This window comes from Mycobacterium kyorinense, from assembly GCF_002101735.1.
Taxonomy (GTDB): Bacteria; Actinomycetota; Actinomycetes; order Mycobacteriales; family Mycobacteriaceae; genus Mycobacterium; species Mycobacterium kyorinense.
Genome location: NZ_LQPE01000166.1, coordinates 29128 through 51104, shown reverse-complemented (window position 1 = coordinate 51104; position 21977 = coordinate 29128). Strand labels below are relative to the sequence as shown.

Genomic DNA, 21977 nt, shown 5'->3' with positions numbered 1-21977 from the left:
ACCGTCCGAGGAGCTCCGGACAATGGGATGGTTTAGCGCACCCGAATATTGGCTGGGCAGGCTGGTACTGGAGCGCGGTATCGCAGCCGTCTACTTGATCGCGTTCGTCGCCGCTGCCCGGCAGTTCCGCGCGTTGATCGGCGAGCACGGGATGCTACCGGTGCCGCAATTCGTGAGCCGAGTGAGTTTCCGGGAACTGCCGAGCATCTTCCATTTCCGCTACTCCGATCGGCTTTTCGCCGCCGTCGCCTGGTTCGGCGCGGCGCTGTCCGTGGCGATCGTCGCCGGTGCGGCCGGATTGGTGCCGCTCTGGGTGGCGATGCTGATGTGGCTGGTGCTGTGGGTGCTCTATCTGTCGATCGTCAACGTAGGGCAGACCTGGTATTCGTTCGGCTGGGAGTCGCTGCTGTTGGAGACGGGCTTCTTGGCGATCTTCCTCGGCAACGAGCGTGTGGCCCCGCCGGTGGTGACGATGTGGCTGGCCCGGCTGCTGCTGTTTCGGCTCGAGTTCGGCGCGGGGCTGATCAAACTGCGCGGCGATCGGTGCTGGCGCGACCTGACCTGCCTGTACTACCACCATGAGACCCAACCGATGCCGGGGCCGTTGAGCTGGTTCTTCCATCACCTGCCCAAGCCGCTGCACCGAATCGAGGTGGCGGGCAATCACTTTGCGCAACTCGTCGTGCCGTTCGGGTTGTTCGCGCCGCAGCCGGTGGCGAGCGTCGCGGGCGCGATCGTCGTCATCACCCAGCTGTGGCTGGTGGCGTCCGGCAATTTCGCCTGGCTCAATTGGCTGACAATCCTGTTGGGTTGCAGTGTGATCGACGCATCGTCGGCGTCGGCGGTGCTAGCGATTCCGCAGCAGCCGACGATGACCGAGCCGCCGACCTGGTTCGCGGTGCTCGTGATCGCCTTCGCCGTCGTGTCGGTGTTCTTGAGCTACTGGCCGGTGCGCAACATGCTCTCGCGACGGCAGCGGATGAACATGTCGTTCAACCCATTTCATCTGATCAACACCTACGGTGCGTTCGGCAGCATCGGCCGGGTCCGCCGGGAGGTGGTGATCGAGGGTACCGACGAGCCGACGATCACCGAGCAGACGGTGTGGAAGGAATACGAATTCAAAGGCAAGCCGGGCCCGGTGCGCCGACTGCCGCGACAATGGGCGCCCTATCACCTGCGGCTGGATTGGCTGATGTGGTTTGCGGCCATCTCCCCGCATTACGCCTATCCGTGGCTGCGAGGTTTCCTGGTGCGCCTGCTGCAAAACGACCCGCCAACGCTAAGACTGCTGCGGCGCAATCCTTTCCCGGATTCGCCGCCGAACTTCGTGCGGGCCCAGCTTTACCGCTACCGGTTCACCACGGCGAGCGAGCTGATGCGGGAGCGGGCATGGTGGCACCGCACGCTCGAAGGACTGTACGTTCCGCCGGTCGCGCTGGAGAAAGTGAAGTCTCCACAGACTGGTTGACCGTTATTCGGTTGCGGTGGATGCGCCGTCAACCACGTCGGTGACGTGATGGTCGGTGGCGGTCCAGCTGGCGAGTAGGCGAAGCGCTTGTTCGGATCGTGAGTGCGGTTCAGCGGTGTAGCCGATCAACGACAGCCCGCCCGCGGCGGTGATGTCGAAGACGTTGTAGGTCAGCGACAGTTCGCCGACATCGGAATGCCGGAATCGCTTGACGCCGTGACGATGTGCTTTGACGTTGTGGGCTGCCCACCTGGTGCGGAATTGCTCACTGCGGGTAGCGAGTTCGCCGACCAGTCCGGTGACGGCCGGCGAGTGAGGCGAGCGCGCGGCCTCAGCCCGCAGCAGCGCAACGACATCGTCGGCCATCATGCTCCACTCGGGAAAGACCTGATCGGCTGAAGCGTCAAAGAAGACGAACCGGGCCAGGTTCGGTGTGGTGTTTCCTCGGTCGAAGACCGGCGCATACAACGCCCGCCCGAGCGTGTTGGCGGCGACGATGTCGAGGTGGCCGTTGATCACCACCGCCGGCGCGGTGACCATGCTGTCCAGCAACGCCTGCACCCCGCCGGGGACCGCTCGGTCCGCCCGGCGCGGCGACCGGGTCTTGCCAGGCTTGGCTGTGGCGGCGCGGGCGAGGTCGAACAGGTGCGTTGCCTCCGCCTCGGTGAGGCGTAACGCTCGGGCGACGGCATCGAGCACCTCGTCGGAGACGCCGGAGACATGCCCGCGTTCGATCTGTGTGTAGTACTCGATGCTCACGCCGGCCAGCTGCGCGACTTCCTCACGACGCAATCCGGGAACGCGCCGTCGCCGACCCGACGGCAGCCCCACCTGCTCGGGCGTGATTCGCGCGCGCCGGCTCATCAAGAAGCCCTTGATGTCCTTGCCGACGTCCATGAGAACAACAGTAGGCAAAATGCCGAGCCTCAGGCAGGGACCGCCGATACCCCTATAACCAGCACCTGCCTTTGCGGGTGGCGCGTGCATAGCGTCGACGTGGCAAGCACATTTATTCCATACCGAGGAGGTCGCTGGTATGCCGAACGAAGACCAACAAGCTCAAGCAGCATTCGATGGTTTCGTGGACATGTGGGTCACGGGCACGACGGCCGGGCGGCGCGCGCCGGTCCTGCGTCGTCCCGGCGAGGTAGGTCTCGAGTACGAAGAGGTGTTCTTTCCGTCGATGGACGGCGTTCCACTCGAAGGGTGGTTCATCCCGGCCGATTCGGACAAAGCTGATCATCCACAACCACTTCCTACCCGGCAATCGGTACGGCTATCCCGGTCACCTGCCGGAGTTCGGTGGCCTGGGCGGGTTCGAGGTGAACTTCCTGCCCGAGTACAAGGCGCTGCATGACGCCGGCTACAACATTTTGTGCTACGACATGAGCAACCACGGGCTGAGCGGATCACGAAACGGCGGCACCGCCGGAATCGGTTTGCTCGAGTATCGCGACGTGATCGGGTCGGTGCGCTACGCCAAGTCGCGGCCCGACACCGCCTCGATGACCACCTTCCTGCTCAGCGTGTGCTTGGGCGGAGACTCGACGTGTATAGCGATGGCCAAGCACCCGGAAGAGTTCGAGCACATCAAGTCGCTGGTCCTGCTGCAGCCGGTGTCGGCGAATCCGATCATCGAGGAATTCGTCAAGGCCAACAACATTCCCGACGGCTACGAGAAGTTCGACAAGGCTGTCCACGAGCGGACCGGCTTCCATCTGTCCGAACAGTCCCCGATCGAATACGCCAAGTCGATTCACATCCCGACGCTGGTGGCGCAGGTTCATCACGACACGATGACCCGCCCCGAGGACGTACAGGCGATCTATGACGCGATTCCGGTCGACGACAAGAAGCTGCACTGGATCGAGGGAACGACCCGACGCTTCGACGGCTACAACTACTTCGGCGAGCACCCCGAAATACCGATCGACTGGTTCAACTCACACGGTGGCTGAACCGGGTGAGATACCCGATTATCGGATAACGCGGTCCGGCCTGCTGTAGACGTTCATGGAGTCCCCCCGCAAGAACGCCACCAGCGTCAGGCCTGACTGCGTGGCGAGGTCCACCGCAAGCGACGACGGCGCGGAAACCGCGGCCAGCACGGGGATTCCGGCCATTACCGCCTTTTGCGTCAACTCGAACGACGCGCGGCCGCTGACGAGAAGCACCGTGCCGGACAACGGGATTCGACTCTGCTCGACGGCCCAGCCGATCACCTTGTCCACGGCATTATGGCGGCCGATGTCCTCCCGTACCACCAGCATCCGGGCGTCGGCGTCAAACAGTGCTGCACCATGCAGGCCGCCGGTGCTGGCAAACACATTCTGTGCATCCCGAAGTCGATCTGGCATCGCGGTGATCGCTTGTGCACGGACGGTGACCGGATCGTCGCCGGGACAATACCGGCTGTTCGACTGCACCGCGTCCAGGGAAGCCTTGCCGCACACGCCGCACGAGGACGTCGTGTAGAAGTTGCGGGTGACGTCTACCTCGGGCATCGGCACGCCAGGTGCCAAGGTCACGTCGAGCACGTTGTAGGTGTTGAGGTTGTCGGCCAGCGGGTATCGCAAGCGCGGCGAGGCCGGGCGAAGCGGGTCGCCGCCATCAGCCTGAGCACCGCGGCAATACCGGACGGTAAGCACATCGTCGCGGCGGGCGATCACGCCTTCGGTAAGCAGAAACCCTTGGGCCAGCTCGAAATCGGAGCCGGGCGTGCGCATCGTGACCGTCAATGCGCGGCCGTTGACCCTGATCTCCAGCGGTTCCTCGACGGCCAGCGTCTCCGGGCGTTCGGCCGCACGACCAGCCGCAAGGTGACTGGCGCGTCGGCGTGCCGTTACCCGACCCATGTCACCGCGCCGCCGAGCGGGTGACTTCGATCGGCACGTGCTTCATCACCGGTTGGCCACTCTCGCTGTTGAAGTTCCCGATCGGACACAGCACGTTGAGCTCCGGCATGTATCCCGCCGCGCAGCCGCGGGGAATGTTATAGCCCACCGCACGGTAGCCGTACACGCTGCGCCGGGTGCCGTCCCTGGCGATGCTGGTGATGTCGATGTAGTCAAACTCGGAGATACCCATCTCGGCCATGTCGATCGTGTTCATAAACAGTAGCGTGCGCAGGTTCGTCACCCCGCGGTACCGGTCGTCGTCGGAGTAGACGGTGGTGTTGAACTGATCGTGGGAGCGCATCGTGCCCAAGATCAACTGCCCCGGAGGTGGAACCACGTCCGGCAATGCGGCGGCCGAAAATTCGGCCCGGGCGGAGTCGGTGAGAAACACCAGTTCCCGTGCGGGCTGGCGGATTCGGAAGCCAAGGGGTTGGCGCACCCGTCGGTTGAAGTCCTCAAACCCGTAGAGCCCCTTGGCCATCCGGTCCCGGATCAGGTCGTAGTCGGCGACGAGTTCGCGCCACGGGGTCTTGGAGTTGGGCAGGGTGGCTTCGGCCATGCCGGCGACGATGGCAGGCTCGGACAGCAGATGCGGTGACGCCGGTTCTTTCATGCCCGCCGAAAGGTGCACCATGCTCATCGAGTCCTCCACCGTGATCGACTGGATTCCGCCGGCCTGGCGGTCGATCTCGGTGCGTGCCACACAGGGCAGGATCAATGCCCGCCGGCCGTGGACCAGATGGCTGCGGTTCAGTTTGGTGGAGACGTGCGCGGTCAGTTCGCATTGGCGCAACGCCTCGAAGGTGTAGGCGGTGTCGGGCGCGGCCAGCGCGAAGTTGCCGCCCATCCCGAAAAACACCTTGACGTCGCCGCGATGCATCGCGTTGATCGTGGCGACCACATCCAGCCCGTGCTCACGGGGCACGTCGATCTCGCAGGCAGCCGCGATGCGGTCGAGGAAGTCGTCGGAGGGGTAGTGATCGACGCCGCAGGTCCGGTTACCCTGCACGTTGCTGTGGCCGCGAATTGGGCAGGGCCCCGCGCCTTCCCGGCCGATGTTGCCGCGCAGCAGCAGCAGATTGACTATCTCGCGAACGGCGTCCGGGCCGTGGGCATGCTGGCTGACGCCTAGGCACCAGGCGATGATGGTGGCCCGCGCCTTCCGGTAAATGTCTGCCAGGGCGCGGATTTGGTCGACCGGTACGCCCGACTGGTGTTCGATCTCCGGCCAGCTCACCGCCTCGCACGCCGCCTGGTACTCGGCGAAGCCTCTTGTGTAGCGCTCGATGAACAACTCGTCGATTGCCGTCGGATCGTCCTTGGCGGTTTCCAGCAGCGCCTTCGCGACACCGCGGATCAACGCGAAATCCCCACCGGTGCGCGGCTGGATGTTCATCGTGCTGATGTCGGTGGCGCGGAACAGTGCCATGTCGAGCATCTCGTGCGGCACGATCGTGCGGGTCGCGGCGGCCTCGATCAGCGGGTTGATGTGCACGATGGCCGCACCACGGCGGTGCGCCTCCACCAACGCAGTGAGCATCCGCGGGGCATTGGTGGCGGCGTTGACGCCCATGATAATCAGCGCATCGGCCTCCTCCCAGTCGACCAAGTCCACGGTGCCCTTACCGGTGCCCAGCGTTGACAGCAACGCGACACCGCTGGCCTCCTGGCACATGTTCGAGCAGTCCGGGAAGTTGTTGGTGCCGAACTCGCGGACGAACCACTGGTAGAGGAAGGTTGCCTCGTTGCCCAGCCGGCCCGAGGTGTAGAAGGAGGCCTGGTTGGGCGAGTCCAGACCGCGCAGAGTCTCGCCGATCAACGCGAACGCCCGGTCCCAGTCGATCGGCACATAGTGATCCGATTGCGGGTCGTACACCATCGGCTCGGTGAGCCGTCCGGCGTCCTCCAGCGCGAAATCGCTCCACGTCAGCAGTTCGGTAACACTATGGGCGGCAAAGAAATCGCGGCCCACCCGCTTGGGGTCCATTTCCCAGGTCGAGTGCTTGATGCCGTTCTCGCAGATGTCCAGGCGCAGGCCCTTGCGATCGTCCGGCCAGGCGCAGCCCGGGCAGTCGAATCCGCCGTTCTCGTGGTTCATCCGCACGATCACCTGCGGACCCTCCAGGAGCTCGCGACGTTGCAGCAGCACCTTGCTGACACTCATCGCGGCTCCCCATCCCGCCGCGGGATGGTGATAGTCGCGTTTCTTCGGACGACCCTCCCCCGGACCGCATCCGGGTGCCGCCGTTTCGGGGGTGCCCTGACCCAGCAGAACCTCGGCACCCTCGCCGGGCAGCCGGGATGCCGACTCGTCGGGTGTTGTTGTGGTCATTGTCGCATTCTCCTTATGCCGCAGGGGCTTTCCGGTTCACAGTGATGCGCGGCCCCGCGGCGTCTCTGCGCAACCCGGTCGACGGCGGGATGACCTCGGCCGAAATCCGGCGGCGGAACACCCAGTACGTCCATGCCTGCGCAATTAGCACCGCCGGGGCGGTGATCAGCGCAGCCCACGTCATGATCTTCAGTGTGTAGGGGGTCGACGAGCCGTTGTAGACGGTGACACTCCATTGCGGGTTCAGCGTCGACGGCACCAGGTTCGGATACAACGCGCCGAACAGCAGCACGACGACCGCGGCGACGACGAGCGTCGTGCACACGAAAGTCCAGCCTTCTCTAGGGTTTCCGGTCATCACCTTCAGACCGATCCACTGACGCCACACCAGCACGACTGCGACTAACTGAGCGACCACGGCGGCGGCCAGCACATACCAGGTCCAGTCCTTTCCGTGGGCCAACTGGGTCCACAGACCAAACACCGCGACGACCGCCGTCACCGGCAGCGACAAGACGGTCGCGAAACGCAACGCATCCTCGCGAACTCCCTGGGCGGTCTTGAGGACCAGAAAAACGGCACCGTGGAACAAGAACAACGCGGCGGTCGCCACACCGCCCAACACCGCGTAGGGATTGATGATGTCGCCGAACGACACATGAACACGATGGTTCGCATCCACCGGAAGCCCGCGTACCAGGATGGCGAACGCGACGCCCCACAGCACCGCGGGCAGCCAAGATCCGGCAGCGATCCCGACGTCGGCCCACTTGCGCCACCCGGTGTCGTCGACCTTGCCGCGCCATTCGATCGCGACGACACGCAGGATCATGCCGAAAAGGATTGCCAGCAAAGGTAGATACAGCGCGGAGAAAACCGTGGCATACCAGTTGGGGAACGCGGCGAACATCGATCCGCCGGCGACGATCAGCCAGACCTCGTTGCCGTCCCACACCGGCCCGATCGTGTTGAGAACCGCCCGCCGGTGCATCTCAGGGTCGCCCTTGGCGACGCGGCCCAGCGGCGCCATCAGCATCCCGACGCCGAAGTCGAAGCCTTCCAAAACGAAGAATCCGACGAACAGCGCGGCGAGGATTACGAACCACAGTTCATGCAAGTCAGTCCCTTTCAGTACGCGAACGACAGCGGCGCAACCTCGTCCGGGCTCGGTACCACCGGCGGCGCCGGCTCGGCGTCGTGCTCCTGGGGGCCGGCAATCACGTAGCGGCGCAATAACCCGAACCAGATCGCTGCGAGCACCGCATAAACGAGCGTGAGAGTGATCACCGAGAACAGCACCATGCCGGCCACGTGGTCTGACACTCCCTGCTGCACGGTGATGTGAATCATCTGATCGCCGGTCGGGTTGGGCGCCACGATCCAGGGCTGGCGGCCCATTTCGGTGAATATCCAACCCGCACTGTTGGCCAAGAACGGAGTTGGGATCGTCAGCAGCGCGAACCAGGATAGCCAGCGCCACTTGGGAATCCGGCCCCGCCGGGTCAGCCAGAGGGCGACGAGGGAAAACAAGACCGGCACTGCCAACAGGCCGACCATCGCGCGGAATGACCAATAGGTGACGAACAAGTTCGGCTGATAGTTGCCCGGACCGAACTGTTTTTCGTAGCGCAGTTGAATGTCCTTGACACCCTCGAGCGTGACACCGCTGAACTTTCCCTCCGCCAGGAACGGCAGCGCGTATCGCGCCTCGAGGACGCGCGCGACACTGTCGCAGTTGTTGTGGGTGCCGACTGTCAGGATCGAGAAGGTGGGGTCGGTCTCGGTGTGGCACAACGATTCCGCCGACGCCATTTTCATCGGCTGCTGCTTGAACATCAGCTTGCCCTGGATGTCGCCGGTGAAGAACAAGCCCACGGAGGCGACCAGCACAACCAAACAACCCAGGATGGTCGCCGGCCGGTACATCGTGCGTGCGTCGTCTGCTGTGGGTTCGCGCACCATCAGCCAGGCGGAGATCGCGGCGACGAACACGCCGGCGGTCAGCCAGGCGCCCACGACCGTGTGCGTGAACGCCGCCATTGCCGTGTTGTTGGTGAAAAGCGCGACGATGCTGTCAAGTTCGGCGCGTTTGGTTTCCGGGTTGTAGTGCGCTCCGACCGGATGCTGCATGAACGAGTTGGCCGCGATGATGAAGAATGCCGACACGTTGACCGAGATGGCAACCACCCAGATGCAGGCCAGGTGCACGAGGCGCGGCAGCCGGCTCCACCCGAAGATCCACAGGCCGACGAACACCGACTCGAAGAAGAACGCGGCGAGCCCCTCCATGGCCAACGGTGCGCCGAAGATGTCACCGACGAAGCGGGAGTATTCACTCCAGTTCATCCCGAACTGGAACTCCTGCACGATCCCGGTTGCTACGCCGAGGGCGAAGTTGATCAGGAACAGCTTGCCGAAGAACCTCGCCAGTCGATACCACGATGTATGGCCGGTAACCACCCACGCCGTCTGCATCAGAGCGATCAGCGGGGCCAGCCCGATCGTCAGCGGCACCATGATGAAGTGGTAGACGGTCGTGATCCCGAACTGCCACCGTGAAACGTCGACTACATCCACCGGCGCCTCACCTGCTGGTCTCGTCCCCCAGAGAGAGCACCACGTTCATGAGGAAAACGATAGGCCCGGACAGCGCCTACGCGCGAGAGTGTCGAACGCCGCGGCCGTCCGATCGGCGACGACCGCCTTGACGTCGAAGTCGCGCTGCTGCTGTGCCAGTGGTTCGGTTCGGCCGTACTGTCATCGTGACGGCCATCAGCCGGCGACCGCGGCGTCCTTCTTCGCGATTTTCTCCCGGAATATCGGGAACAGCGGCTCGCCCAGCGGGACCAGCTTGTTGATAAGCGTTTTCACCGGCCCTGAGCGCGTGATCTTGGCGTGGACCTCGCTGTTGATAATGCCGCGGGCCAGGTTGTACTCACCGCGCCAGAATTTGTCAGCGATGTCGCCGGGCATCAGCAAGGTGACGTCGGGCTGGAGGTCGGTGGGACCGAAAATGACTTGGTAGTCCTCGCGGAAGGCGACGGTCAGCTCGCAGTCGGGGTCGTTGAGAACGACGTGCAAGACGAGGTTTTCAGCCCGAACCTTCGGACCGACCTCGGGATGATTGCCCGCGTCCCGGAACATTCCGCAGATGTATTCGTCGACCTCGTCTGCGTTCTTGAAAAACATTGTCCCCAACTCCTCCCTGGGGTGACCGGTATGGGTCAAGTATTTGGCGGGGCACAGCAGACTGCTATGGAACCGTTGCCAAGATGCGCACCGGGTCCTTGGTGGCGGTTACAAAGGCCTGGTGGCTAGAGCGTGCTGTCGAGTTGGCCGAGGCGCTCGGTCAACCGCAGGTTCTCCGAATAATCCACCGGGCAGGAGATCAGCGAGACGCCGTCGTCGTCAAGCGCGGCTTTCAGCGTCGGCAGCAGCTCGTCGGCACTTGTGATGCGGTATCCCTTGGCGCCGAAGCTTTCCGCGTAGCTCACCACGTCGGGGTTGCCGAACTTGACGTAGTAGTGGTCGCCGAGTTCGAGGTCCATCTTCCACTCGATGAGCCCGTAGCCGCCGTCGTCCCAAATCAGCACCACCAGCGGGATCTTTTCCCGAACAGCTGTCTCGATCTCCTGCGAGTGCATCAGGAACGCGCCGTCACCCACGACGGCCAACACCTTTGCATCGGGTCGTGCCAGCTTGACACCCAGCGCTCCGGGCAGCGCGAATGCCATGGTGGACAAGCCATTCGAGATCAGGCAGGTGTTGCGCTCGTACGTCGGATACAGCCGTGCCATCCACATCTTGGTGGCGCCGGTGTCCACCAGCACCACGTCGTTGCGGCCCAGCGCGGCACGAGTGTCGGCTACTATCCGCTGCGGCGCGAGCGGAAAGCGCGAATCCTGTTGCCCTCGTTCGAATTCCTCGGTGAGCAGATCACAACCGGGCGCCGCGGCATCGGTGCTGAAGCGGTGTCCCGCAAGCGCGTCGGTGAGGGCGTCGAGTGAGGCGCTGACGTCGCCGATGATGCCGACGGCAACCGGGTAGTGAACGTCGACCTCGGCGGGGAACCGGTGGATGTGGATGATCTGTTTGTCGCCGTCCGGGTTGATCTGGACCGGGTCGAACTCCTGCAGCTCGTAACCGACAGCGACGACGACGTCGGCGTTGTCGAACCCGAAGTTGACGTAGTCGTGCCGCATGAACCCCATCGTTCCGATGCTGTTGGGGTGGTCGTCGGGCATCACGCCCTTGCCGTGGAAGGTGTTGGCGACCGGGATCGACAGCTCGTCGGAGAACCGGACGAGGGCCGCGGTGGCGTCGTTGCGGGCCGCGCCGTGGCCGGCCAGCACCACCGGTCGTTTCGCAGTACGAAGGATGTCGGCCGCGCGCTGCACTTGACCCTCGGCCGGCGCTTCGGCGCGAGGGACGTTGCGGGGTAACGGCTTCAGGTCGTAGTCGGTGTCGTCGACGTCGATGTCTTCGGGCACCGCAAGATAAACCGCCGCCGGGCGTTCGGCCTCGGCCAGCTTGAACGCCTTGCGAAACATCTCCGGAATCGCCCGCGCGGTGGGCACGCCGTCGGCCCAGCGGGTGATCGGCGCGAACATCGACACCAGGTCGACGTATTGGTGCGACTCCTTGTACTCCCGGTCGTGGCCGACCTGGGCGGAGATCGCGACCATCGGCGTGCTGTTGGTGGTGGCGTCGGCGACCCCGAGCTGCATGTTGATGGCACCCGGCCCGAGCGTGGTGGACACCACCGCCGCCCGGCCGGTCACCCGGCCATACATCTCGGCCATGAACGCCGCCGCCTGCTCGTGGCGGGTGAGCACGTAGTGGATCTTCGAGTCGGCCAGCGCCTGCACGAAGCGGATGTTCTCCTCGCCCGGTATGCCGAAGACCACCGACACACCCTCGTTTTCCAGGCACTTCACCATCAGCTGGGCGGCTGTACTCACAGTGGCCACACTAATGGCGTCTCGATTCGGCAGTTCCCGCGGCAGGCACATCACATGCAACATGTATATATGTTGAGCTACCATGCATGGATGAGTTCGTTGCTGCAGATTCGCAACGTTCCCGATGCAGCTCGGCGGGAACTCAAAGCACGCGCGGCCGCGCAGGGTCGGTCGCTGAACGCCTACTTGCTCGACTTGATCAACCGTGAGGTCAGTCGGCCCACGGTCGCCGAAGTCCTTGAGCGCGCCGCGCAACGCGCCGAGCGCGCAACCGGGTTGGCAGCCGAAGTCATCGAGGTTGCTCGAGCCGAGCGCGACGACCGCGCGTGATCGTGGTCGATAGCGCCGCGCTCGTCGACGCGCTCACTGTTGTCGAGGGCTCCGAGGAACTCCGCGCTGACCTCGCCGGCGAGGATCTCCATGCCCCGACGCTGTTGGACTTTGAGGTGGTCTCCGCGCTGCGCGGGCTGACCGTCGGCGGTCAGATCAGCGCGGCCAGGGCACGGGACGCCTTGACCGACTTCGACGCTCTGCCCATCCGGCGGTGGCCGAGCAGCGCGGCGTTTCGCCTACGGGCATTCGCCCTCCGCGACAACCTGACCGCCTACGATGCGGCCTACGTCGCCCTCGCCGAGGCGCTCGAGTGCCCGATCCTGACCCGGGACACGCGACTGTCTCGCTCCCGCGGCCACAACGTGGAGATCCGTGTGCGCTGACAGTCGTGGCAATGCCGCCAAAGTGGCACGCTGGGAAACAGCACGTTCCGCCAACAACAGAGGATGTCACTGTGTCCATCGCCACGATCAACCCGGCCACCGGAGAGACGGTCAAGACCTTCACCCCGGCCACGTCAGAGGAAATCGAAGCCGTGATCGCCCGCGCGCACGAGCGATTCGCCGACTACCGTCGCACCAGCTACGCTCAGCGTGCCGAGTGGACCAACGCGACCGCGGACCTGCTGGAGGCCGAAGCCGACCAGGTCGCTGCGATGATGACCCTGGAGATGGGCAAGACGCTGGCGTCGGCAAAGGCAGAAGTGCTCAAGTGCGCCAAGGGTTTTCGCTACTACGCCGAACACGCCGAGCAGCTCCTCGCCGACGAGCCGGCCGACGGTAAGGCAGTCGGCGCGTCCAAGGCGTACACCCGCTACCAGCCGCTGGGCGTCGTGCTGGCCGTCATGCCGTGGAACTTCCCGTTGTGGCAGGCGGTCCGGTTCGCCGCTCCGGCCCTGATGGCTGGCAACGTCGGCATCCTGAAGCACGCGTCGAACGTGCCGCAGACCGCGTTGTATCTCTCCGACGTCATCCGTCGCGGCGGCTTCCCGGACGGTTGTTTCCAGACGCTGCTGGTCCCGTCGAGTGCGGTCGAGGAGATCCTGCGTGATCCGCGGGTGGCGGCGGCGACGCTGACCGGTAGCGAACCGGCCGGCCAATCGGTCGGGGCCATCGCCGGCGACGAGATCAAACCCACGGTGCTCGAACTCGGCGGCAGCGACCCGTTCATCGTGATGCCGTCGGCCGACCTCGACGCGGCGGCGTCCACTGCGGTCACCGCGCGGGTACAGAACAACGGACAATCCTGCATCGCGGCCAAACGGTTCATCGTGCACACCGACGTCTACGACGACTTCGTGGACAAGTTCGTCGAGAAGATGGCCGCTTTACGGCTGGGCGACCCGACGGACCCGGACACCGACGTCGGTCCGCTGGCCACCGAGTCCGGCCGCGCCGACGTCGAGAAGCTGGTCGACGAAGCGGCCGCCGCAGGTGCGGTAATCCGTTGCGGCGGAAAGCGAGTCGACGGGCCGGGCTGGTTCTACCCGCCGACGGTGATCACCGACATCACCCGCGACATGCCGATCTTCTACGAGGAGGTATTCGGTCCCGTCGCCTCGGTGTACCGCGTAGCGGACATCGACGAGGCGATCGAGATCGCCAACGCCACCACCTTCGGGCTGGGGTCCAACGCGTGGACCCGCGACGAGTCAGAGATCAGCCGTTTCGTCGACGACATCGAGGCCGGGCAGGTCTTCATCAACGGGATGACGGTGTCCTACCCCGAGCTGCCGTTCGGCGGGATCAAGCGTTCCGGGTATGGCCGTGAGCTGTCGGGGCACGGGATCCGGGAATTCTGCAACGCCAAAACGGTGTGGGTCGGCTAGCGATTTCGGCGCGATAACCATCGCTCAGCGACGAAAACCGCGCCGAACTCGCCGACATCAGACCGATGCCAGCGCCTTCTCGTCCTCGTCGGCGAAGGTGTCCTCCAGTTGCAGCGGCGAGTAGTCGACGTCGATCTCCTCGACCGGCCTGCCGCGAGCGCTGCTGATCGTCCCGAACCGCCGCATGCCCTTGTCGCTGGCGTAGGCGAGGAACTCCTCGGTCGACAGGCCGAACGGGATGTCGGGGGCATACAGCGCAAACCCCTCTTCGGTGAGCTTCAGCGCCAGCGGCATCAGCTCGTTCATCCGCGTTTCGAACACCGTCCAGTTGGCGTCGTCGGCGGCGACGTGGCGGCGGCAGGTGAACGTGCCCCACGCCATGTGGCGCCGCTCGTCGTCACCGATATGCCGAACCAGCGCCTGCATCCCGGGCAGAATGCCGCGTTCGACGCAGATCTTGTGCCAGGCGTAGTAGCCGGTCAGCGCCAACATGCCCTCGACGATGTGGTTGTAGGTGACCGACGCCCGGACTTGCGCCGCCGGCGAGGGATCGTCGGATAGCGCGTCGAGCGATGCCGGAAGTTCCTCGTTGAACATTTGCCGATAGGCCGGCAGGTCGTCGAAGTAGCTGTGCAGGTCGGCGGTGATCCCGACGGCGTCGAGCCACCGCCGAAAGACCGACACATGTTTGGCTTCCTCGAAAGCGAACTGGGTCAGATACATTTCGTCGCCCAATCGGCCTTCGGCGCGCATCGCGTCCATGAAGGGCTGGATGTCCTTGGTGACCGCTTCCTCGCCGGCGATGAATTCGGCGCACAGCCGGGTGGCGTAGTCGCGTTCGCGGTCCGAGAGCTTCTCCCAATCCGCGCGGTCGCGGGAGAAGTCGATATCGGCCGGGTCCCAGAATTTCGCGTTGCCCCCGGCAAAGAGCTTGAGCGGCAAGCTATCCCAGTTGAGTCCGCCTGCGGCCAGCGAGCCGTATCGTGTCCGTGTCATGGGGTTTGGACCTCCTTCAGGGTGGTGTGTGGCAGCGAGGAGAAGGCTGCCGCCAAGACCGCGACCAGGCGCCGCACCGCCAGCGCCGGCTGCTCGGGCGTGGGCTCGTCGAGCCCGAGGATCGGATCCATGCCTCGCACGTAGGGCGCCAGCGCTAGATGCGGAAAGATCATCAACAGCAACGACAGCAACGCATCGGTGTCCGCATCGGCCCGCAGGTCGCCACGGACTTGAGCGTCGCGCACCAGCGGCCTGAGCACTTCCAAGTAGTGCCGGTGGATGACGGTCCGCACACTGACGCGGGCGTCGGTGTCGACTTCCAGGCTCGCGGCGGCATGCAGCGAACGTTCCCGGGGATGGTCGGCGAAGTAGGCGACCCAGTCGTCGAGCAGGTCGGTGAGAAACTCGAAAAACGGTCTGCTCGGGTCGAGTTCGCGGATGCGGTCTTCCATGTAGGAGCGCACTCGCTGGCTGCCGACGTCGGCGATGAATGCGTAGAGGTCGCGCTTGTCGGCGAAGTATTGGAACAGGCTGCCTTTGGCGACGCCGGCGCGCCGGGCGATGACGTTGAGACTGCCGCGGGAAAACCCGTGCGCGCCGAATTCCGCCTCGGCGGCTTCTATCACGGCTGCGCGCCGAGACGGATCGACACGAGCCCACGTCACCGTCGGCATCGGTCCTCCTCAGGTCGATGACCACTGGTCATTCTAGTGTGACGCGGCTCACCCTTCAAGGTGCGATGATGCTCGGGTGGAACGGGCGTTCGACGAGCTTGTGGCAGAGGCCGATTCGGTGTCGGTCGCGGGCTGGGACTTCTCCTGGCTGGAGGGACGGGCTACTGAGGAGCGCCCGTCGTGGGGGTACCAGCGGCTGCTGCGGGCTCGCTTGGCGGAGGTGTCATCTGCGCTCGACATCTATACCGGCGGCGGTGAGGTGTTAGCCGGGGCGGGTCCTTTTCCTCCGACGATGGCTGCGACGGAGCCGTGGCCGCCGAATATCGCATTGGCCACCCAGCTACTCCATCCGCTGGGGGTGGTCGTGGTCGCCACCGGTGACGAGCCGCCACTTCCGTTCGCGGACGCCGCCTTCGATCTGGTGACCAGTCGACATCCGTCGGCCGTGTGGTGGGACGAGATCGCTCGAGTGCTCCGGCCTGGCGGCACCTTTTTCGCCCAGCATGTGGGCGTTATCTACCTGCGTAAACTGATTGAGTACTTCATGGGACCACAGCCTGTGGCGCGGATCCGTGGGCAATTGAACCCGGATACGGTCAGCACCGAGGTCGCGGCAGCCGGACTGGAAGTGGTGGACCTGCGACATGAGCAGATACAGCTCGAGTTCTTCGACGTCGGCGCCGTGATCTATTTCCTGCGCAAGGTGATTTGGGTTGTTCCTGGATTCACAGTCGCCAAATACCGCGACAAGTTATTCAGAATGCACCAACAGATTGAAGCCGAAGGAGCCTTCGTCACCCACAGCTCACGAGTACTAATAGAGGTCCGCAAGCCCGGTAGACCCTCCGCCAAAAGCCACCAGCGGTGAGCCAGCCAGATCCACCACGCAGCGCGATCATCGGCGCCGGCATGGTCGGCTCGGTGCATGCTCACGCGGTCCGTCGAGCCGGCGGAGACCTCGTGGCGATCTGTGGCAGCACGCCGGAAAACAGTCAACGCTCCGCGCAGCGCCTCGGGGCCGAACGCGCAGCCACAGCAGAAGAAATCCTCAGCGCTGACGACGTCGACGTCGTGCACATCTGCTCACCGAACAATCTGCACGTCGTGCAGGCCACCGCAGCGCTGGCAGCAGGAAAGCACGTTATTTGTGAAAAGCCCTTGGCCACAACAGTTTCCGATGCTGCCGCCCTGGTCGACGCCGCCAATGCCGCCCGCACCGTTGCGGCCGTGTCGTTAATTTACCGCTTCTACCCGATGGTGCGGGAAGCTCGTTGCCGGATCGCCGATGCAGCCGTGTGGCTCATGCACGGCGGCTATGTGCAAGACCATATGGCCAGAGCAGACCCGCAGGGCTGGCGATCCGACCCGACACAAAGCGGTGTTTCGATGACCTTCGCCGACATCGGTTCGCATTGGTGTGACCTGATGGAGTTTGTCACCGGTCATCGCATCAGCGCTGTCGTCGCGACGGAAGCCTCCGTACCGCGCAGCGGTGCCCGCCAAGACGACGGTGCGGTGGTCGCGTTTCGCACCGACCGAGGGGCGATCGGAAGCGTCGTTGTCAGCCAGGCCTCACCGGGCCGAAAAAACCAATTGTCCTTCTCTTTCGATAGTCGTGAGACCTCGGTGCAGTTCGACCAGGAACACCCCGATGAGCTCATCATCGGCGGGCTGCACGCGAACACCGTATTATCACGCGACGGAGATGCGCTCGATCCGCGCAGCGCGCGTTATTCCGTGCTGCCGGCCGGACATCCGCAGGGATACCAGGAGTGCTTCAACTTGTTTGTCGCCGACGTGTACGAGGCCATCCGCACCGGCGCCGCGCCCGATGGCCTGCCAATGTTCGCAGATGGCTTGCGGGCCGCCAGGATTCACGCCGCAGTAGCCGCCTCGGTGTGCAGCGGCGCCTGGGCGGACGTCGAACTGTCGACGGGCACGCCGTGAGCACCGCGCCGGTGCGGCTCGCCCTGATTGGGTTGGGCAACATGGGGATGGAACACCTGGCGATCTTTGCGAGCCTGCAACCGCAGGCGCAGATCACCGCGCTAGCCGACAGCCACGTTCCGTTCGCCGAACGCGCCGCTTTTCACGTGCCGACTGCCGAGGTTTTCCACGACCCGGTGGACTGCGTGAACAACGCCGACGTCGATGGGGTCGTAGTGGCGACCGCTGACGAGGCCCATTACGAAATCGTCGATGCGTGCATCGCCCGTGGTCTGTTCGTGCTCTGTGAGAAGCCCCTCACTACGTCAGCCGACCAGTCGTTGCAATTGGTCAACGCCGAACTGGCTACTGGCCGCCGACTGGTGCAGGTCGGCTACATGCGCCGCTACGACGCCACCTACCAGGAGATCCACCGCGCGCTGCAGTCCCGCCGCATCGGCGAATCGGTTTTGATCACCCAACGCCACCGTAATCCGCTGGCAGTCATCACCTTTGACGAGCAACAGCTCATCACGAGCTCTGCGTCCCACGACATCGACGTGTTCCGCTGGCTGTGCGGTGAGGACATCGGCGAGGTTTCCGCCATCGCCAAGACCAGTGGCGACGGATCGACTGTGTTTGTCGTCCTCACGCTGACCTCGCGGTCGGGTGTGCTTGGCATCATGGAGCTCGGCCGTGGGCCGGGGCTGGAATACGACATCGGCTGCGACATAGTCGGAAGCGCCGGGGTACTCACCCTCCCCTCCCCCGCACCAACCGACAGCACTGCCGATGGCGACGGCGCGCTGCCCGAGGCCTGGATGCAACGTTTCCACCAGGCCTATCGCTCGCAGGACGCTGCGTGGTTGGCCGGAATGACCGCCGGATCATTCACCGGAGCCTCGAGCTACGACGGGTATGCCACCAACGTCGTCATCGATGCCGCCCTGGCTTCACTGGCTAGCGGTCGACCACAACCGGTTCGGCAGGAGTCGCCACGCAGCGGGAAACGGCTGCCGCGGTAGCCGCCGGAGCCTTAGCATCGGCCCCATGTCGCAACTGAATACCGCACGCGGACCGATCGATACCGCCGACCTCGGCGTCACGCTGATGCACGAGCACGTGTTCATCATGACCACCGAGATCATGCAGAACTATCCCGAGGATTGGGGCGACGAGGCCCAACGCGAGGCTGACGCCGTCAAGCGGCTCAACGAACTCAAGGCCGCGGGCGTGGACACCATCGTCGACCTGACCGTCGTCGGGCTGGGCCGCTACATCCCGCGCATCGCGCGCGTCGCCGCCCAAACCGACCTCAACATCGTCGTCGCGACCGGGTTGTACACCTACAACGACGTGCCGTTCCGCTTCCACTTCCAAGGGCCGGGCACGCAGTTGGACGGTCCGGAGATCATGACCGACATGTTCGTCCGCGACATCGAAGAGGGCATCGCCGACACCGGTATCAAGGCGGCAATCCTCAAGTGCGCCACCGACGAACCCGGCATCACCCCCGGCGTGGAGCGGGTGCTGCGAGCCGTCGCCCAGGCGCACAAACGCACCGGGGTGCCGATTTCCACGCATACTCACGCCGGTCTGCGCCGCGGGCTCGAGCAGCAACGCATCTTCGAAGAGGAAGGCGTCGACCTCTCCCGGGTAGTGATCGGTCATTCCGGCGACAGCACCGACATCGGCTACCTAGAAGAGCTGATCGCCGCCGGCTCCTACCTCGGCATGGACCGCTTCGGCATCGACGTGATCCTGCCGTTCGAAGATCGGGTGAACACGGTGGCGCGGATGTGCGAACGCGGGCACGCCGACCAGATGGTGCTCTCCCACGACGCCAACTGCTACTTCGACGCGCTGCCCGCAGAGCTGATGCCGGTCGTCGCACCCAATTGGCACTACCTGCACATCCACAACGACGTGATCCCGGCGCTGAAGGACCGCGGCGTCACCGACGAGCAGCTGCACACGATGCTGGTGGACAACCCGCGGCGGATCTTCGAACGGCAGGGCGGCTATGAGTGAGGTCCCGCCGATCGGCAGCCAGATCTCGGCCCTGGCCCGGCTCGCCCCCGACGAACCCGCCGTCACCTGCGACGGGCGCACGATCACCCGCGACGAACTCGACAAGTCGACCAACCGGCTCGCCCGTGCGTACGCGGAGCTCGGTGTCGGCGTCGGCGACTACGTGACGATCGTCTTGCCGAATTCGATCGAGTGGGTGCAGGCCACGGTCGCGTGCTGGAAGCTGGGCGCCGTGCCCCAGCCGCTCTCACCGCGGCTGCCGGACGCCGAATTCGAAGGCATCCTCGAGCTACGGCCGCGCGCCCTACTGGTGGGCCGCCAGCATCCCGGAATCCCCAGTGTGCCAGCAGGATTCACTCCAGATACGTCCGATGATCCGCTGCCCGAGGCCGTATCGCCGTGCTGGAAGTCGATGGCCTCCGGCGGCAGCACCGGGCGGCCCAAGCTCATCGAAGCCGGCGGCGACAGTCGGATCCCGCCCGAGATCGGCTATCCCCTGGGCGCGCAAGAGGGCGACGTCAACCTGATCTCGGTGCCGCTGACCCACAACACCGGCTTCACCACCGCGGTGATCGGCCTGCTGATGCGCCACCACCTGGTGCTGATGCCCAGGTTCGACCCGCACGAATTCCTGCGGCTGGTCACCGAACATCACGTCACGTTCCTGACCACGGTGCCGACCATCATGCAGCGCCTGCTACCGGTCTATCGCGCCAACCCGGATGCCTACGACCTGTCGTCGATCCGGCGGTTCTGGCACTTGGGCGCGCCGTGCCCGCCCGCGATCAAACAAGCATGGATCGAGTTGCTGGGTCCCGAAAAGATCTGGGAGCTCTACGGCGGCACCGAACTTCAAGCGCTGACGTTCATCTCGGGCGACCAATGGCTGACCCACCGCGGCTCGGTAGGCGTCGTGGTCGCCGGTGAGATGAAGGTGCTCGACGACGACGGCCAGGAGTGCCCGCCCGGCGTGGTCGGCGAGATCTACATGCGGCCCAGCCCCGGCACCGCACCGACGTACCGCTACGTCGGCGTCACCGCCAAGAGCCGCGACGGGTGGGATTCGCTGGGCGATCTGGGCTACTTCGACGAAGACGGGTTTTTGTACCTATCGGATCGGCGGGTCGACATGTTCACCGTCGGCGGCCGCAACGTCTATCCGGCCGAGATCGAGAACGCGCTGTCGGCGCACCCGGATGTGTTGTCCTGCTTGGTAGTTGGCGTACCCGACGACGATCTCGGCCAGGTGCCCTACGCGCTGGTTCAAGCGGAGACTCTCGACGAGGAGGCGGTCCGCGCGTTTCTGGTAGAACGCATTGCGGCCTACAAAGTGCCGCGGCACGTCGAGTTCGTAGACACCCCGTTACGCGACGACGCCGGCAAGGCGCGGCGCTCAGCGGTGCGCGCCGAGGTCATGGCGCGATTGCGTCCTCTTGGCGCCGGATGACCGCCTCGCGCCTGCGGATCTCCCACTGCCGCAAAGCTTCCCGGCACGGCGCCTCGACCAGCGCGTAGCTCACGGCCGCGATCGCGATGGCGAAGATCAGCGTCAACACCAACACCTCGGGCATGTGGCCGCGGAACGAGAACTCGCCGATCACCGGGAACACCATGGTCAGCGCCGCCAGGTGCCAGATGAAGATGCCGTAGGACCAGCGGCCCAGCGTCACCATCGGCGCGCTGCCCAAGACCCGGTGCGGGGTGTCGGGGCGGTCCAGGACCAGCGGCGCCACCAGCGCGGCCGCCAGCAGAGAACCCATGGCGGTCTTCACCGCGAACTGCCCGGCGGTGCTGGGCGTCAACCCGGCCGGGCCGGCCAGTGGCGAGGCGGCCACCAGATAGGTGCCCACCGCGACGACGGCCATCAGCACGCGGCGTCGCGCCAGCCGATGCGGCAACCCGATCGGGCTGTACACCCACTCCGCGAGCAACATGCCGGCGGCGAACCAGGAGAAAAACGCCGGCGGCCAGTTCAGTGGGTTGAGCCCGGACGGCGCGTGGAACGGAATCCAGCCCCAGAACCAGCTGGCGATCCCCAGTGCGGCAATCACCGGCACCCGCGCGCGGACCGGCAACCGAGCGGCCAGCAGCGCGAGGATCGGCAACGCCAAATAAAAGGTGACCTCCACCGACAGGCTCCACATCTGGGTGAGTCCCGCGGTGAGGGTCAACGGCACATAGACCTGGGTCAGGGAAAGGTTCGCCAGCCAGACGGTCAGGCTGGCGTGCTCGGCGTCGGGCAGCAGGGTCAGGATCACCACGACGGCCACCACATAGGCCGGCATGATTCGCACCACCCGCGAGCGCAGATAGTGGCCGGTCGACGGGCGGGGTCCCAGGCCACGGGCCGCCCCGGCGTGCCCGCGCCACAGCAGGAACCCCGACAACGCGAAGAAGACCGCAACCGCCAGGTCGAAACGGCCGAACAGCCGGCCGTCGACGCCGCTGGAGTGCCCGGTCTGGAACGCGACGTGGGTCACGACGACGCCGATGGCCGCGCACGCCCGCATGCCTTCCACGGCGGGCAG

19 protein-coding genes and 1 pseudogene are annotated in these 21977 nt (G+C 65.0%); 10 read left to right on the top strand and 10 right to left on the bottom strand.

Annotation, left to right across the window (positions count from 1 at the left end; translation table 11 throughout):
• Window positions 1-22 precede the first annotated feature (22 nt).
• Window positions 23-1471 carry a lipase maturation factor family protein gene (locus tag AWC14_RS25070; protein ID WP_045373150.1) on the top strand — a complete coding sequence of 483 codons (1449 nt, stop codon included), beginning with the start codon at window positions 23-25 and terminating at the stop codon, window positions 1469-1471.
• Window positions 1472-1474: 3 nt separating this feature from the next.
• Here AWC14_RS25070 and AWC14_RS25065 read toward each other — a convergent pair whose 3' ends face one another.
• Window positions 1475-2368, bottom strand: a complete 894-nt coding sequence (locus AWC14_RS25065) for a helix-turn-helix domain-containing protein (RefSeq protein ID WP_045373148.1) — start codon at window positions 2366-2368, stop codon at window positions 1475-1477.
• 190 nt (window positions 2369-2558) lie between these two features.
• On the opposite strand from AWC14_RS25065, the pseudogene AWC14_RS25060 reads away from it, so the two are divergent.
• Window positions 2559-3429, top strand: a pseudogene (locus AWC14_RS25060) (alpha/beta hydrolase family protein).
• A gap of 18 nt (window positions 3430-3447) precedes the next feature.
• Here AWC14_RS25060 and fdhD read toward each other — a convergent pair.
• The 6 genes from fdhD to AWC14_RS25030 all read right to left on the bottom strand — a co-directional run bounded on the left by fdhD (window position 3448) and on the right by AWC14_RS25030 (window position 11661).
• Window positions 3448-4326 carry a formate dehydrogenase accessory sulfurtransferase FdhD gene (fdhD, locus tag AWC14_RS25055; RefSeq protein WP_045373146.1) on the bottom strand — a complete coding sequence of 293 codons (879 nt, stop codon included), beginning with the start codon at window positions 4324-4326 and terminating at the stop codon, window positions 3448-3450.
• 1 nt (window position 4327) lies between these two features.
• On the bottom strand, window positions 4328-6700 hold the full coding sequence (locus AWC14_RS25050; RefSeq protein WP_082632489.1) for an FdhF/YdeP family oxidoreductase: 2373 nt from the start codon (window positions 6698-6700) through the stop codon (window positions 4328-4330).
• Between the two features lie 13 nt (window positions 6701-6713).
• Window positions 6714-7817 (bottom strand): cytochrome d ubiquinol oxidase subunit II, encoded by a 1104-nt coding sequence (cydB, locus tag AWC14_RS25045; RefSeq protein ID WP_045373143.1) that lies wholly within the window; start codon window positions 7815-7817, stop codon window positions 6714-6716.
• Between the two features lie 11 nt (window positions 7818-7828).
• Window positions 7829-9277 carry a cytochrome ubiquinol oxidase subunit I gene (locus AWC14_RS25040; protein WP_045373140.1) on the bottom strand — a complete coding sequence of 483 codons (1449 nt, stop codon included), beginning with the start codon at window positions 9275-9277 and terminating at the stop codon, window positions 7829-7831.
• Between the two features lie 195 nt (window positions 9278-9472).
• Complete coding sequence (locus tag AWC14_RS25035; RefSeq protein WP_045373137.1) at window positions 9473-9889, bottom strand: hypothetical protein; 417 nt, start codon at window positions 9887-9889, stop codon at window positions 9473-9475.
• A gap of 125 nt (window positions 9890-10014) precedes the next feature.
• A complete protein-coding gene (locus AWC14_RS25030) occupies window positions 10015-11661 on the bottom strand; it encodes an acetolactate synthase large subunit (RefSeq protein WP_045373179.1) in 1647 nt (548 codons plus the stop codon).
• A 90-nt stretch (window positions 11662-11751) separates the two neighbouring features.
• Here AWC14_RS25030 and AWC14_RS25025 point away from each other — a divergent pair, with 90 nt between their 5' ends.
• From AWC14_RS25025 to AWC14_RS25015, 3 genes are all read left to right on the top strand, one after another.
• Window positions 11752-11991, top strand: coding sequence for a FitA-like ribbon-helix-helix domain-containing protein (locus tag AWC14_RS25025; protein WP_045373134.1), 240 nt, complete (start codon window positions 11752-11754; stop codon window positions 11989-11991).
• Complete coding sequence (locus tag AWC14_RS25020; protein WP_045373131.1) at window positions 11988-12377, top strand: type II toxin-antitoxin system VapC family toxin; 390 nt, start codon at window positions 11988-11990, stop codon at window positions 12375-12377. Before AWC14_RS25025 ends, AWC14_RS25020 begins: the two co-directional genes overlap by 4 nt.
• A gap of 71 nt (window positions 12378-12448) precedes the next feature.
• Window positions 12449-13822, top strand: a complete 1374-nt coding sequence (locus tag AWC14_RS25015) for an NADP-dependent succinic semialdehyde dehydrogenase (protein ID WP_045373128.1) — start codon at window positions 12449-12451, stop codon at window positions 13820-13822.
• Window positions 13823-13879: 57 nt separating this feature from the next.
• On the opposite strand, the gene AWC14_RS25010 is transcribed toward AWC14_RS25015, so the two are convergent.
• Entirely contained in the window at window positions 13880-14818 is a 939-nt protein-coding gene (locus tag AWC14_RS25010; protein ID WP_045373125.1) for a R2-like ligand-binding oxidase, read from the bottom strand.
• A complete protein-coding gene (locus AWC14_RS25005) occupies window positions 14815-15492 on the bottom strand; it encodes a TetR/AcrR family transcriptional regulator (protein WP_045373122.1) in 678 nt (225 codons plus the stop codon). Before AWC14_RS25005 ends, AWC14_RS25010 begins: the two co-directional genes overlap by 4 nt.
• A gap of 76 nt (window positions 15493-15568) precedes the next feature.
• On the opposite strand from AWC14_RS25005, the gene AWC14_RS25000 reads away from it, so the two are divergent.
• Genes AWC14_RS25000 through AWC14_RS24980 form a run of 5 tightly spaced genes read left to right on the top strand, consistent with a single transcriptional unit; the run spans window position 15569 to window position 20896 of the window.
• Window positions 15569-16360, top strand: coding sequence for a class I SAM-dependent methyltransferase (locus tag AWC14_RS25000; protein WP_045373119.1), 792 nt, complete (start codon window positions 15569-15571; stop codon window positions 16358-16360).
• A complete protein-coding gene (locus tag AWC14_RS24995; protein WP_268811683.1) occupies window positions 16357-17439 on the top strand; it encodes a Gfo/Idh/MocA family protein in 1083 nt (360 codons plus the stop codon). The genes AWC14_RS25000 and AWC14_RS24995 overlap by 4 nt, the downstream gene beginning before the upstream one ends.
• Window positions 17436-18443: a Gfo/Idh/MocA family protein gene (locus AWC14_RS24990; RefSeq protein ID WP_045373116.1), complete on the top strand. Its 1008-nt coding sequence runs from the start codon at window positions 17436-17438 to the stop codon at window positions 18441-18443. The genes AWC14_RS24995 and AWC14_RS24990 overlap by 4 nt, the downstream gene beginning before the upstream one ends.
• A gap of 25 nt (window positions 18444-18468) precedes the next feature.
• Window positions 18469-19449 (top strand): phosphotriesterase family protein, encoded by a 981-nt coding sequence (locus AWC14_RS24985; RefSeq protein WP_045373113.1) that lies wholly within the window; start codon window positions 18469-18471, stop codon window positions 19447-19449.
• Complete coding sequence (locus AWC14_RS24980) at window positions 19442-20896, top strand: AMP-binding protein (protein WP_045373112.1); 1455 nt, start codon at window positions 19442-19444, stop codon at window positions 20894-20896. Before AWC14_RS24985 ends, AWC14_RS24980 begins: the two co-directional genes overlap by 8 nt.
• Here AWC14_RS24980 and AWC14_RS24975 read toward each other — a convergent pair.
• Window positions 20862-21959: an acyltransferase family protein gene (locus AWC14_RS24975; protein ID WP_235215774.1), complete on the bottom strand. Its 1098-nt coding sequence runs from the start codon at window positions 21957-21959 to the stop codon at window positions 20862-20864. The two genes, AWC14_RS24980 and AWC14_RS24975, sit on opposite strands and share 35 nt — an antisense overlap.
• Window positions 21960-21977 lie beyond the last annotated feature (18 nt).

Bases quoted from the DNA above. Each gene is read 5' to 3' on its own strand.
- AWC14_RS25035 (WP_045373137.1), bottom strand. From the start codon at position 9,889: ATGTTTTTCAAGAACGCAGACGAGGTCGACGAATACATCTGCGGAATG.
- AWC14_RS24975 (WP_235215774.1), bottom strand. From the start codon at position 21,959: ATGCGGGCGTGCGCGGCCATCGGCGTCGTCGTGACCCACGTCGCGTTC.
- AWC14_RS25010 (WP_045373125.1), bottom strand. From the start codon at position 14,818: ATGACACGGACACGATACGGCTCGCTGGCCGCAGGCGGACTCAACTGG.
- AWC14_RS25070 (WP_045373150.1), top strand. From the start codon at position 23: ATGGGATGGTTTAGCGCACCCGAATATTGGCTGGGCAGGCTGGTACTG.
- AWC14_RS25050 (WP_082632489.1), bottom strand. From the start codon at position 6,700: ATGACCACAACAACACCCGACGAGTCGGCATCCCGGCTGCCCGGCGAG.
- AWC14_RS25005 (WP_045373122.1), bottom strand. From the start codon at position 15,492: ATGCCGACGGTGACGTGGGCTCGTGTCGATCCGTCTCGGCGCGCAGCC.
- AWC14_RS24980 (WP_045373112.1), top strand. From the start codon at position 19,442: ATGAGTGAGGTCCCGCCGATCGGCAGCCAGATCTCGGCCCTGGCCCGG.
- AWC14_RS25025 (WP_045373134.1), top strand. From the start codon at position 11,752: ATGAGTTCGTTGCTGCAGATTCGCAACGTTCCCGATGCAGCTCGGCGG.
- AWC14_RS24985 (WP_045373113.1), top strand. From the start codon at position 18,469: ATGTCGCAACTGAATACCGCACGCGGACCGATCGATACCGCCGACCTC.
- AWC14_RS25065 (WP_045373148.1), bottom strand. From the start codon at position 2,368: ATGGACGTCGGCAAGGACATCAAGGGCTTCTTGATGAGCCGGCGCGCG.
- fdhD (WP_045373146.1), bottom strand. From the start codon at position 4,326: ATGGGTCGGGTAACGGCACGCCGACGCGCCAGTCACCTTGCGGCTGGT.